Origin of the sequence: Pseudomonas saliphila (genome assembly GCF_008638345.1) — a bacterium.
Taxonomy (GTDB): Bacteria; Pseudomonadota; Gammaproteobacteria; order Pseudomonadales; family Pseudomonadaceae; genus Halopseudomonas; species Halopseudomonas saliphila.
Map to the genome: position 1 here is coordinate 30,287 of NZ_VTVA01000012.1, position 12,986 is coordinate 43,272.

Consider the following 12,986-nt stretch of genomic DNA (forward strand, 5'->3'; position numbering starts at 1 on the left):
GCTCAGCGCCGCACCTGCGCCAGCTCAGCGCGCATCTGGTCAATCACAGCCTTGTAGTCCGGCTTGTTGAAAATGGCCGAACCGGCCACAAAGGTATCGGCGCCCGCTTCGGCGATCTCGCGGATGTTGCCCTCGTTGACCCCGCCATCTATTTCCAGACGGATGTCACGACCGCTGGCATCAATCAGCGCACGTGCTTCTCGCAGTTTGTCGAGGGTACCGGGAATGAATTTCTGTCCGCCGAAGCCGGGGTTCACGCTCATCAGCAGCACCATGTCGACCCTGTCCATGACGTACTTGAGACAGTCCAGCGACGTGGCCGGATTGAACACCAGTCCTGCCTTGGCACCGCCTTCCTTGATCAGCTGCAGTGAGCGGTCGATATGGTCACTGGCCTCCGGATGGAAAGTGATATAGCTGGCGCCGGCTTCGAGAAAGTCCCCAATCATCCGGTCGACCGGCCTGACCATCAGGTGCACATCGATGGGCGCGGTGATGCCGTACTTGCGCAACGCGCTGCACACCATTGGCCCTATGGTCAGATTGGGTACGTAATGGTTGTCCATTACATCGAAGTGAACGATATCCGCCCCGTCGGCCAATACGCGATCGACTTCCTCGCCCAGACGGGCAAAATCGGCTGACAGAATGGATGGGGCGATCGCGTAATCAAACATGACAGGACCTCAGGGGTAAATTCGGGACTGGCATAGTCTACCGCAAGGTTTGCGGTCTGTTTTTACTTCGTGTGGCCAGTAGTGGCTCAAATCAACGAAAACCGCGATGCTGTTTGAGCCGTTCATAGGCTTGCTGGATGGCATGCATGCGTTCGCCCGCCCTGGCCAATTCCTGCTGACTGGCGCCGGTGAGTTTGTCCGGATGGTGTTTGCTGAGCAGGCGGCGATAGGCGCGTTTGATCGCCTCAGGCTTGGCCCCCAGATCAACACCCAGTACATTCGCCGCCTCGTCCAATAGTTGCTGACTGGTCACCGGGACGCGCCGCCCTGTCCCGGCGTCGCTGCGCGCTCGATGACGCTGATGCATTCTTTGCTGTTCCGGCCGGCTCAAGCCGGCCCGCTGGCCCCAGTCATCCAGCAATCGGGCAGAAGCGGCTCCCAGCGCACCGGTGACCAACGCCATGCGCCAGCAACAGTCCATCAAATCGGCGGCCCGTGCCGGCTCGGCTTCACACAAGCGGTCGATCATCCGGGAAACCTTGATGTGCGGATCCTTGCCCCGATTGAAGGCCTTCATTGCCTGCAAGCGATCCGCTTCAGATAACCGAAACTGGGCCATGATCTCGCGCGCAAGCTGCAGATGTGCCGGCTGCACCTGACCCTCGGCCTTGGCTAGCCTGCCCAGACTGGTAAACAGGACCTGCTCGAAGGAGTGCTGGCGACCGGTCGCCCGACTCAGGCGCTGCGGCAAGTCGCTCCAGCTGTGCAGTTCAAGATGGCGATCCAGCGCATGGCCCAGCACCGCGCCAAGAATGCAGCCGGGGGCACCGCCGGCCAGTCCGCCGAGAAAGGTACCCGCTACCGTCACCGGCCACAGCATGGTCAGCGCGCCTGCGCCTGTCGGTTGGCTTCGGCCAGCCGTTCAGGGGTGCCAACATCAATCCAGACGCCGGAGTAATGCTGGCCGGTCACCCGGCCCTGATCTGCCGCCCGGCGCAATAGCGGCGCCAGCGCCGCTGCGCCCGGTTGCAGGCCATCGAACAAGGCCGGATGCAAGATGGCGATACCGCTGTAGGTCAGTGCGGCTTCGCCGGCTTGGGGATTGCTGATCTGCCCAGCGGCCAGAACGAAATCACCCTGAGCCTTGTGGGCGGGATTATCCACCAGCACCAGATGCGCCAAGCTGGTCTGATTGCTGCGAATACCGGAAAAGTCGAAGTCGGTGAAAATGTCGCCATTCACCAGCAGGAACGGGGCATCGCCCAGCAGAGGCAATGCCTGGAGAATGCCGCCCGCGGTCTCCAGCGGCTGCCCTTCAGCGGACCACTCAATCTCCACGCCAAGCTGCTCGCCACGCCCGAATGTGCGCTCAAGCTGTTCGCCCAGCCAGGCATGATTGATGACCAGCCGCCTCAGCCCGGCACTGGCCAGCGCTTCGATATGCCACTGGATCAGAGGCTTGCCGGCGACCGGTAGCAGGGGTTTGGGGGTTGTCAGGGTGAGCGGACGCATCCGTTCGCCCTTCCCTGCCGCAAGGATCATAACCTTCATGCATGCAGTCCCAGGCTGTCCAGCAATCGGCTCAGGGCCGTCAGGCGAGGATCCTGCTCGCAGGCTTCGCGCAGATAGCGAATAAAGCGCGGTGCGTCTGCAAGATAACGCGCCTTGCCATCGCGATAGCGTATGCGCGCAAAAATGCCCAGCACCTTGAGATGCCGCTGCACAGCCATCAGCCGCGCCTGATCGAGAAACTCTTCTACGCGCTCGGGAACCGGTACTTTCGCAGCGCTGGCCTGCTGCCAATACGCGCGCAACCAGCTTTCGCGTTCGGTAGATGACCAGCTAAAAAAGGCATCGGCAAACAGACTGGCGGCGTCGTAGCTTACCGGGCCGTACAGTGCATCCTGAAAATCCAGCACGCCAGGTTCGCCCGGGGCGGTCATCAGGTTGCGCGGCATGTAGTCGCGGTGCACGAACACCCTGGCCTCATTGAGAATACTGCCCAGCAGCACGGCGCAGACTTCATTCCAGTCGGCGGCCTCCTCCGGCGTCATGGCTCGGCCGATATGCCGCGCCACGTACCAGTCAGGAAACAACGCCAGCTCGCGGCTCAGCACCGCTTCGTCATAGTCTGGTAATACGCCGGGCCGGCTGGTTGCTTGCCAGCGCACCAGTACGGCTATCGCAACATTAAACATGCGCTGACATTCGGCATCACTGACGCCGGCCTGGATACTCTCCAGATAGGTGTGACTGCCGAGATCTTCCATCAACAGAAAACCGTGCTGCAGATCTGCCACATATATATGGGGCACGCGCACATGCGCTTCGGCCAGTAAACCGGCAATCCGGACAAAGGGGGCTGAGTCCTCCCGCTCTGGAGGCGCGTCCATGATCACCAGGGTGCGTACGCCATCGTTCCACCTGAAGTAACGGCGAAAACTGGCATCGGCACTGGCAGTGGTAACTTCACCTACGGGTACTGCGCCCCAGCCCTGTTCCCTATAGGCTGTCTGTAACGCCGAAGGCAACCATTCATGCAGTAATGTCTGTCTTGAATCCATCATTTCCATCCCGAGCGGACGGCGCTGGCTCTGGCGCCGCACAATGCTTTATTATCCACGATCTCTTTATGCAAACGCAGCATGCATGTTGCATTCTTCTCGCACAAGCAGAGCGAGCTCGCACCGACTGGAAGCCCCGGAATAATTACAATGGCCTACCGCATACCTCCGTTTCGTTCTTCGTTTCCCATGATGCTGGCAAGCGGCTTGCTATTGGCCCAGCCCATGACCAGCCTGGCCAATGATCAGGTGGAATGCCGCGCCAGCAGTGATGGTTCGGGATGGAATTGCAGTCCGCTGAGCACACCAGCGACGCTCCCCCCACGCCCTGTACGGAGCGAGCCTCCAAGACCTGCCAAAGCAGAAACCCGCCCCGTCGACGAGACATTTGCACCCCAGGAAGCATCTCAAGCGCCCCCTCCGCCAGCGCAGCCCACACCTTTCAGTGAGCTGGACTGGGTGCCCCGCGAGCAGCTTGACGCAGCCCAGCTTGCCGCGATTGCACCTTACTGCGGTGGCACCTATATCGAACCGGAACGTGCCGGGCGCGATGACGAAACACCTTTTGCGGACCTGCCGATTTACGCAACGGCAGACTCGAGCCGTTTCGAACAGAGCAGTCAGATAGGCGTTCTGCAGGGCGATGTCGTGCTGCGCCAGGGCCGACTACAAGCCCAATCCAATACTGCCACCTATGATCGAACAGAGGATCTGGTGCGTCTGGAAGGCAACGTACGCCTCCGCGACCAGGGCGTGCTGATGATCGGGGATGAAGCGCAGATGCGCGTCGACACCGGCGAAACCCGCGTCGATCGCGTCCAGTACGTGGTGCACGATGCCCGCGCCAGAGGCACCGGCGACAAGGTAATGCGCCGCGATGACGCGGTCATCGTCATGACTAACGGCACCTACACCACCTGTGAACCGGGCGAGAACACCTGGTCGCTGCACGCCAAGGATATTGAACTCAACCGTGAAGAGGGCTGGGGCGAGGCCAAGCACGTGCGTCTGCACGTGAAGGATGTGCCGGTGTTCTATACGCCCTATTTCAACTTCCCGCTGGATGATCGGCGCAAGAGCGGCCTGCTCGCACCCAGCTACGAGAACAGCACGGATAACGGCAACGAAATCACCATCCCCTATTACTTCAACCTGGCCCCGAACTATGACGCGACCCTGTATCCTCGGTTGATGTCAAAGCGCGGCGCGCTGATTGAGGGTGAAGTGCGTCACATGAGCCGAGTCAGCCAGAGCCAGCTCAATGCGGCGTTCCTGGATGACAGCGAGTTTGGCGAGCAGCGCTGGATGTATCACCTACGGCATGGGCAATCACTGACCGACAGATTGTCTGCCCAGGTAGACACTGCGGACATGAGCGATCCCTACTATTTCCATGATCTGTCCTCGGCGCTGGAGTCACGGCCGGATGATTATGTGAATCAGCGCGCTTCGATGAACTATGCCGGCGACACCTGGCGCCTGCAGGCGCTGGTGCATGGCTATGAGCTGGCCACCGTAACCGCCCTTACGCCCTATGAGCGGTTGCCGCAACTGCAACTCGATGGCGGCAACTGGCTTGGGGAAAGCGGGCTGCGACTGGATTACAGCGCCCAGTACAGCAATTTTGACCGTGACCTGCGTGTCGGTACCGTGGCGGGTGAGGACGGTGTCGCTATCGGCCAGCCCGACGTCGGTCTCAGCGGTCTGCAGCGCGCGACTGGTCATCGGGTAAATGTCAGCCCGGCGCTCAGTTATCCGCTGCGCAATAGCTGGGGCTTTATCATCCCGAAAACACGGCTGGAATCGACCCACTACGACCTTGAATTTGACGAGCGCGTAGACGGTTTCGACTACGCCAATGCTGATCGGACACCTTCGACCACCGTTCCGGTGACCAGCCTGGACACCGGCCTGTACTTTGACCGCGACACCAGCTGGTTCGGCAATGACATGCGGCAGACACTCGAACCCCGCGCCTTTTATGTCTACGCGCCGTACAAGGAACAGAGCGATCAACCGCTGTTCGATACCAACGAGACCACCTTCAGCTACAACTCGCTGTACCGCGACGACCGTTTCAGTGGGGGCGACCGTGTCGGCGATTCCAATCAGATCACGCTGGGAGCAACCAGCCGGTTCCTCGATGACGCAGGTCGTGAGCGCATGCGCGGCAGCCTCGGCCAGATCTTCTATCTGAATGACCGCCGGGTACAGCTCACCGACATAGGCGGTGAACCCGACCCGCGCGACAGCAACTCGAATTCCGCCTACGCCGCCGAGTTCATGTACCAGATGCACGATGACTGGCGCCTCAGCAGCAATCTGCTGTGGGATCCCGATGACAGCGACAGCAATGCCGGCGACGTACGGGTGAATTACCAGCCCGAGCCACGCAAGGCGATCAACGTCGGTTACCGTTTCCGCAACGAGCTGAACACCTTCAACACCCGTACTGGTGCGTATGAAAGTACTGCAAACGACAAGATCGACCAGTCGGACCTTTCCTTTATGTGGCCGCTCAGTCAACAATGGAGTGTTATCGGCCGTTGGCAGCATGATTTCGTGGAAGACCGAACCCTGGAAGCCATGGGCGGTCTGGAATACGACAGCTGCTGCTGGAAACTCCGCATCATCAACCGCTACTGGGTCGACTACGACGAGTACGAATCGCTCGCCGACGACGAACCCAACCGCGGCATCTTCCTGCAGGTGGTCCTCAATGGACTTGGCAGTGTCACCGGCAACCGTGTAGAAACCCTTCTTTCGGAAGGCATCCCAGGTTACAGAGAGCGTGAAAATAATGCATTTTAAGTTATACACAGCAGTAGTCGGCCTGTGTGCCGGTTTGTTTTTCAGCTCAGGTCTGACTGCGCAGGTCGTGCCACTGGACCGCGTTGCGGCAATCGTTGATAACGATGTCGTCATGCTCAGCCAGGTGGAAGAGCGCATGGGTGCGGTGCGCCAGCAACTGAGCGAGCGCGATTCACAGTTGCCACCTGAAGACGCGTTGAAGCGCCAGGTACTGGACCGACTGATCCTTGAAAGCATCCAGCTGCAGATGGGTGAGCGCGCCGGCATCCGCATCGATGACGCCGCTCTGAACCAGACCATGCAGCAGCTCGCTCAGCGCAACGGGGTGTCCCTGGAGGAATTCCGTGCGGCGCTTGAGCGTGACGGCATCAGTTACAACCAGGCACGTGATCAGATCCGCCGGGAAATGATCATCAACCGGGTTCGCCAGCGCCGCGTCGCCGAGCGCATCCAGGTATCCGATCAGGAAGTGCGCAACTTCCTCAGCTCCGAAGTTGGTCAATATCAGACCTCCGCCGATTATCGCCTGGCCATGATCGTGCTGCCGGTATCCGAGTCCGCCGCTGAATCGGAAGTTCGGGAAAAGGCCGAGCTGGCGATGGAGCTGTATAACGAATTGCGCGATGGCGCGGATTTCACCACGCTGGCGGTCAGCCGCTCGGGTGGTGACACCGCACTGGAAGGCGGCGAACTGGGCTGGCGCAAGGCAGCACAGCTGCCGCGCCCCTTTGCTCAGGCCGTCGGCGAGCTGGAAATCGGCGAAATCACCCAGCCACTGCGCTCCCCTACCGGTTTTCACATTCTGAAGCTGCTTGAGCAGCGCGGTGGCGAAGGTCAGGTGGTGGATGAATACAATGTCCGTCATATCCTGATCAAACCCAGCGAAATCCGTACTGAAGGCGAAGCAGCACAGCTGGCTCAGCGTCTGTATGAACGCGTGCAGGCCGGCGAATCCTTTGCCAACCTGGCCCGCTCCTTCTCCGAAGACCCTGGCTCTGCGCTCAACGGCGGTTCCTTGAACTGGGTGACCGCTGACGCCATGGTGCCCGAGTTCGGCGAAGTAATGGCCAGTACGCCAGTGAATCAGGTATCCCCGCCGTTCGAGAGTCAGTTCGGCTGGCATATTCTGGAAGTACTCGACAAGCGCAGCGTCGACATGACCGAAGACATGCGCAAACAGCAGGCCTCCAATATGCTGCGCAATCGCAAGTTCGAGGAAGAATTGCAGACCTGGCTGTTGGAGATTCGCGACGAAGCCTACGTAGAGATCAAGATCTAGTGTCAGTCAGCGCCATTGCCATCACCTCCGGCGAACCCGCCGGTATCGGGCCCGATCTGTGCCTGATGCTGGCGGCGCAGCCCTGCGCACATCAGCGTGTGGTGGTGGGCGATGTCGGATTGCTGCAAGCCCGCGCGCGCCAGCTCGGGTTGGATGTCAGTCTCAGTGTCTTCGATCCGACGCAGCCACCCCGGGCCCAATCAGCCGGGGAGCTGAGCGTGCTGTCGGTCCCGCTCGCGGCCCCCTGTCGCGCCGGCGAGCTGGACAAGGCCAACGGCAGTTATGTCCTTGAAACCCTGCGCCAGGCTGGTGAAGGCTGTCTCGACGGACGCTTTGCAGCAGTGGTTACGGCGCCGGTCCACAAGGGCGTGATCAATGAGGCGGGTGTGGCGTTCTCCGGGCATACCGAGTTTTTCGCCGAGCTGACAGGCACCGAGCAAGTGGTCATGATGCTGGCTTGCCCTGGTCTGCGCGTCGCGCTCGCCACCACGCACCTGCCGCTACGTGCGGTAGCCGATGCGATCACCGCCCCGCTGCTCGACCGGGTCATACGCATACTGGACGCGGATCTGCGCACCAAGTTTGGTATCGCCAGTCCACGCATCCTGGTCTGCGGTCTAAATCCCCATGCAGGCGAAGGGGGCCATCTCGGCCGGGAAGAGCTCGACGTGATTATCCCCGCGCTTGAAATCCTGCGCCGTGACGGCATTCAGCTCGAAGGTCCGTTACCCGCCGATACGCTATTCACACCCAAATATCTCGATCATGCTGACGCAGTACTGTCGATGTTCCACGACCAGGGGCTACCCGTGCTCAAGCACAAGGGCTTCGGCCAGGCGGTGAATATCACCCTGGGCCTGCCGATCATCCGCACATCCGTGGACCATGGCACGGCCCTTGATCTGGCCGGCACAGGCCGCGCCGATCCCGGCAGCCTGCGCATTGCGCTGAACACCGCGATCAGCATGATCGAAGCCAGAGGTTAAGCATGAGCCAGTTAGCACCACACCGGGCGCGTAAACGCTTCGGTCAGAATTTCCTGCACGATCCGGGCGTTATCAACAAGATTCACCGTGCGATCGCGCCGCGTCCCGGCCAGCACCTGGTCGAAATCGGTCCGGGCCAGGGTGCCTTGACCGAAGGCCTGCTGAGCAGCGGCGCCAGGCTGGACGTCGTTGAACTCGATTTTGACCTACATCCGATACTGCAGGCCCGCTTCGGTCATGAGCCGCTATTTCAGCTGCACAAGGGCGACGCACTGAAGTTCGATTTCAGCCAGCTGGTCACGGATGGCGAAAAACTGCGGGTGGTGGGCAATCTGCCGTACAACATCTCCACGCCGCTGATGTTCCATTTGTTGCGTCAGTCCGAGTGCATTGCCGACATGCATTTCATGTTGCAGAAGGAAGTCGTGCAGCGGCTCGCTGCGGGCGCCGGCATGAACCATTACGGCCGGCTTGGCATCATGGTGCAGTACCACTGCCAGGTTGAGCATCTGTTCGATGTGGGCCCCGGTGCGTTCAGTCCCGCGCCGAAGGTGGATTCGGCCATCGTCCGGCTGACCCCGCATGCGCAGCTGCCCCATCCAGCCGATGATCCGAAGCTGCTCGAACTGGTGGTGCGCGAGGCGTTCAACCAGCGGCGCAAGACCCTGCGTAACACGTTGAAATCGCTGCTCGATGCTGACAGCATCGCGGAAGAAGGACTGGATCCAACGATCCGTCCCGAGCAGGTCGACCTCGCCGGATTTGTTCGACTGGCCAACCGTCTGGCACGCCAGCAAAAGGATCTGACATGAACACGTCATCTAGTCATGCAATCACCGTCAAGGTGGACACCCGCTACCTGCGCGAACAGTCTGACCCCAGCGCCAGCCGCTATGCCTTCGCCTACACTGTGAATATCCATAACGAAGGCGCGGTCAGTGCACAGCTGATTGACCGTAAATGGGTCATTACCGACGGTAACGGCGAGGTCCAGGAAGTCGAAGGGCCCGGTGTCGTCGGCGAACAACCGGTGCTGGAACCCGGCGCGAGCCACACCTACAGCAGCGGCTGTCTGCTGCCTACGCCGGTGGGCACCATGCAGGGCAGCTATGGTATGCGTAGCGAAGATCAGACTGAGTTCCGCGCCGAGATTCCGCTTTTTCGCCTGGCACAGCCCAACGCGTTGAATTAACGGCAACAGACTTTACAAGGCCTTGGTATGACTACCTATGCAGTCGGAGATATTCAGGGCTGCCTGAAGCAGCTGAAATGTCTTCTCGAACGAGTGGACTTCAATCCGTCCTGTGACGTGCTGTGGTCGGTTGGCGATCTGGTCAACCGCGGCCCGCAATCCCTGGACACCCTGCGTTTTCTGGACAGTCTGGGCAATGCCTGCGTCGCCGTACTGGGCAACCACGACCTGCATCTGCTGGCGGCCTCGCGGGACGCCAGTCGACTGCGCAAATCGGACACGCTGTTACCGATCCTCAAGGCACCAGATCGCGTGGCGCTGCTCGACAACTTGCGCCAGCGCCCACTCGCCCATCACGACACCTCGTTGAATTATGCGATGACGCACGCCGGGATACCGCCCATCTGGACGGTGGCGGAGACCCTCGAACGCGCCGCCGAAGTGCAGACAGCATTGCGCTCCGACGCGCTACTGCCCTGGTTTCTGGACGAAATGTATGGCAATACCCCGTCCCGCTGGTCCACCGATCTGCAAGGTGTTGACCGGCTACGCATGATTACCAACTACCTGACGCGCATGCGCTTCTGCAAAGTCGACGGCACCCTGGAGCTCAAATCCAAGGAAGCGGTTGGCAACGCGCCCACCGGCTTCGCCCCCTGGTTCAGTTTCCCGCGTCCCGACCCGCATATCCGCTTGATCTTTGGACACTGGGCAGCGCTGGAAGGCAAGGTGAACGTAACCGGCATTCACGGCCTGGACAGTGGCTGCGTATGGGGCAACAGCATGACCCTGATGAACCTCAACACCGGCGAACGCTACGAATGTGACTGTGGAGATGAACATGACTGATTTCAAACGCATAGGTCCGGATGAAGCAGCCAGGCTGTTTGACCAGGGCGCCAATGTCGTCGATGTGCGCGATGCGCAATCCTTTGCCAGTGGGCACATTCCTTCAGCCATCCGGCTGGACAACACGAACCTGCCGCAGTATCTGGCTGATACGGACCGCAGCACGCCCCTGGTGGTCTGCTGCTACCACGGCAACTCGAGTCAGTCAGCCGCGGCCTACCTGGCAAGCGCTGGTTTCGCAGAGGTTTACAGTCTCGACGGAGGCTTCGACCTGTGGCATCGCGAATATCCAGAGCAGGTCACGCGCGACTAACGACTGAGCCGCGAAAACACCTTGCCATAAACTTTTTTTCATTCCCCGCTGCCACTCTCCGATAAAACAACTATCCTGAATTCAAGGCGAATTTATTAAGTGAAGGCCGGTCTGCCGGCTTCCGATAAAAAGGGGGCCGCCGGATCCGGAGCCAGCTCGGCGGCAACCGGATCTCGCGGTAACCCCAAATGTCCGTTTGGAAGTGGTATGGGGGGATTCATGCGTAAAGTAATGCCGTCGCCCTGTACAGCGTCAGGCGGACAGCTGCCCGGAAGCCTCAGACCTTATCCAGGCAACAGCGAGGTCGCGCCATGAGCATATTCAGCCACTTTCAGAACCGTTACGAGACTACCCGGGAGGAGGAGTATTCCCTTCAGGAATACCTCAACCTGTGCAAGACCGACCCGACGGCGTACGCCTCCGCGGCAGAGCGGTTACTGATGGCGATTGGTGAACCCGAGCTTGTCGACACCTCACTGGACCCCCGGTTGTCGCGGATATTCTCCAACAAGAAGATCAAGCGCTATCCTGCTTTTGCTGATTTCCATGGCATGGAAGACGCCATCGAGCACATTGTGTCGTTCTTCAAACACGCAGCCCAAGGCCTGGAAGAAAGAAAGCAGATTCTGTACCTGCTGGGTCCGGTGGGCGGCGGCAAGTCTTCACTGGCTGAAAAGCTCAAGTCGCTGATCCAGCAGGTGCCCTTCTACGCCATCAAGGACTCGCCGGTATTCGAGTCGCCCCTCGGCCTGTTCAACGCTGAAGAAGACGGTGCGATTCTCGAAGAAGATTACGGCATCCCCCGGCGCTATATCCACAGCATCATGTCGCCCTGGGCCGTGAAGCGTCTGCATGAATTCAACGGTGACATCAGCCAATTCAAGGTCGTGAAGCTGTATCCCTCGATCCTGCAACAGATCGCCGTGGCGAAAACCGAACCGGGCGACGAGAACAACCAGGATATTTCCTCGTTGGTGGGTAAGGTCGATATCCGCAAGCTTGAGGAATTCCCGCAGAACGATCCGGATGCCTACAGCTACTCCGGCGCGCTATGCCGGGCCAACCAGGGGCTGATGGAATTCGTGGAGATGTTCAAGGCACCGATCAAGGTGCTGCATCCGTTGCTCACTGCAACCCAGGAGGGCAACTACAACAGCACTGAAGGCCTGGGCGCGATTCCGTTCAATGGGGTGCTGCTGGCCCACTCCAACGAATCCGAATGGCACACCTTCCGCAACAACAAGAACAACGAGGCCTTCATTGACCGGATCTTCATCGTCAAGGTCCCGTATTGCCTGCGTGTCAGCGATGAGATTCAGATCTACCAGAAGCTGCTGTCCAACAGCTCTCTGGATACCGCCCATTGCGCGCCCGACACCCTGAAGATGCTTGCGCAATTCACCGTGCTCTCGCGTCTGAAGGAACCTGAGAACTCGAACGTCTACTCGAAGATGCGCATCTACGACGGTGAAAACCTCAAGGACACCGACCCCAAGGCCAAATCCATCCAGGAGTATCGTGATGCAGCGGGTGTGGACGAGGGCATGACCGGCCTGTCGACCCGCTTTGCCTTCAAGATCCTGTCCCGCGTGTTCAACTACGACCATAGCGAGATTGCAGCAAACCCGGTGCACTTGTTATATGTGCTCGAGCAGCAGATCGAACAGGAACAGTTCCCGAATGAGGTCAGCGAACGATACCTGCGCTTCCTCAAGGAGTATCTGGCGCCGCGCTATGTCGAATTCATTGGCAAGGAGATCCAGACAGCGTATCTGGAGTCCTACAGCGAATACGGGCAGAACATCTTCGATCGCTATGTAATGTACGCCGACTTCTGGATCCAGGATCAGGAATACCGCGACCCAGATACCGGTGAGATTCTCAACCGCGCCGCCTTGAACGAGGAGCTGGAGAAAATCGAGAAACCCGCAGGCATCAGCAATCCGAAGGATTTCCGTAACGAGATCGTCAATTTCGTATTGCGGGCCCGGGCGCACAATAACGGCAAGAACCCATCGTGGCTGTCCTACGAGAAACTGCGGGTGGTTATCGAGAAGAAGATGTTCTCCAACACCGAGGACCTGCTGCCCGTTATCAGTTTCAATGCCAAGGCATCCACGGAAGATCAGAAGAAACACAGCGACTTTGTAACGCGCATGGTAGAGCGTGGCTATACGGAGAAGCAGGTTCGCCTGCTGTCGGAATGGTATCTGCGAGTGCGCAAGGCGCAGTAGCCCGTCAAGGGCTGCGGCTGCAAGCGACAAGCAGTCTGCGTGACCGTAGCAATACCTAAGCAGCACGGTCAGCTTCAAGTA

General features: G+C 59.5%; 12 protein-coding genes. 8 read left to right on the forward strand and 4 right to left on the reverse strand.

The window, feature by feature from the left end; genetic code table 11:
* Positions 1 to 2: 2 nt before the first annotated feature.
* The 4 genes from rpe to FHK95_RS13495 all read right to left on the reverse strand — a co-directional run bounded on the left by rpe (position 3) and on the right by FHK95_RS13495 (position 3,250).
* On the reverse strand, positions 3 to 677 hold the full coding sequence (gene rpe, locus FHK95_RS13480; protein ID WP_150305158.1) for a ribulose-phosphate 3-epimerase: 675 nt from the start codon (positions 675 to 677) through the stop codon (positions 3 to 5).
* A 91-nt stretch (positions 678 to 768) separates the two neighbouring features.
* Positions 769 to 1,557 carry a DnaJ domain-containing protein gene (locus tag FHK95_RS13485; protein WP_150305159.1) on the reverse strand — a complete coding sequence of 263 codons (789 nt, stop codon included), beginning with the start codon at positions 1,555 to 1,557 and terminating at the stop codon, positions 769 to 771.
* Between the two features lie 2 nt (positions 1,558 to 1,559).
* Positions 1,560 to 2,228, reverse strand: a complete 669-nt coding sequence (gene murU / locus FHK95_RS13490) for an N-acetylmuramate alpha-1-phosphate uridylyltransferase MurU (protein ID WP_150305160.1) — start codon at positions 2,226 to 2,228, stop codon at positions 1,560 to 1,562.
* Positions 2,225 to 3,250 carry an aminoglycoside phosphotransferase family protein gene (locus FHK95_RS13495; RefSeq protein WP_408003623.1) on the reverse strand — a complete coding sequence of 342 codons (1,026 nt, stop codon included), beginning with the start codon at positions 3,248 to 3,250 and terminating at the stop codon, positions 2,225 to 2,227. Before FHK95_RS13495 ends, murU begins: the two co-directional genes overlap by 4 nt.
* A gap of 141 nt (positions 3,251 to 3,391) precedes the next feature.
* Between FHK95_RS13495 and FHK95_RS13500 the strand changes: the two genes are divergently transcribed.
* From FHK95_RS13500 to FHK95_RS13535, 8 genes are all read left to right on the forward strand, one after another.
* Positions 3,392 to 6,052 (forward strand): LPS-assembly protein LptD, encoded by a 2,661-nt coding sequence (locus FHK95_RS13500; RefSeq protein WP_150305162.1) that lies wholly within the window; start codon positions 3,392 to 3,394, stop codon positions 6,050 to 6,052.
* Positions 6,042 to 7,331: a peptidylprolyl isomerase gene (locus FHK95_RS13505; protein ID WP_150305163.1), complete on the forward strand. Its 1,290-nt coding sequence runs from the start codon at positions 6,042 to 6,044 to the stop codon at positions 7,329 to 7,331. The genes FHK95_RS13500 and FHK95_RS13505 overlap by 11 nt, the downstream gene beginning before the upstream one ends.
* Positions 7,331 to 8,317 (forward strand): 4-hydroxythreonine-4-phosphate dehydrogenase PdxA, encoded by a 987-nt coding sequence (pdxA, locus tag FHK95_RS13510; protein ID WP_150305164.1) that lies wholly within the window; start codon positions 7,331 to 7,333, stop codon positions 8,315 to 8,317. Before FHK95_RS13505 ends, pdxA begins: the two co-directional genes overlap by 1 nt.
* A gap of 2 nt (positions 8,318 to 8,319) precedes the next feature.
* The gene (gene rsmA / locus FHK95_RS13515) at positions 8,320 to 9,129 is read left to right on the forward strand and encodes a 16S rRNA (adenine(1518)-N(6)/adenine(1519)-N(6))-dimethyltransferase RsmA (RefSeq protein WP_150305165.1); all 810 of its coding nucleotides are present in this window, start codon (positions 8,320 to 8,322) and stop codon (positions 9,127 to 9,129) included.
* A complete protein-coding gene (gene apaG, locus FHK95_RS13520; protein ID WP_150305166.1) occupies positions 9,126 to 9,509 on the forward strand; it encodes a Co2+/Mg2+ efflux protein ApaG in 384 nt (127 codons plus the stop codon). The genes rsmA and apaG overlap by 4 nt, the downstream gene beginning before the upstream one ends.
* A 27-nt stretch (positions 9,510 to 9,536) precedes the next feature.
* Positions 9,537 to 10,358: a symmetrical bis(5'-nucleosyl)-tetraphosphatase gene (locus FHK95_RS13525; protein WP_150305167.1), complete on the forward strand. Its 822-nt coding sequence runs from the start codon at positions 9,537 to 9,539 to the stop codon at positions 10,356 to 10,358.
* Positions 10,351 to 10,671, forward strand: a complete 321-nt coding sequence (gene glpE / locus FHK95_RS13530; RefSeq protein WP_150305168.1) for a thiosulfate sulfurtransferase GlpE — start codon at positions 10,351 to 10,353, stop codon at positions 10,669 to 10,671. Before FHK95_RS13525 ends, glpE begins: the two co-directional genes overlap by 8 nt.
* Positions 10,672 to 10,982: 311 nt before the next feature.
* Positions 10,983 to 12,905 (forward strand): PrkA family serine protein kinase, encoded by a 1,923-nt coding sequence (locus FHK95_RS13535; RefSeq protein ID WP_150305169.1) that lies wholly within the window; start codon positions 10,983 to 10,985, stop codon positions 12,903 to 12,905.
* Positions 12,906 to 12,986: the final 81 nt, after the last annotated feature.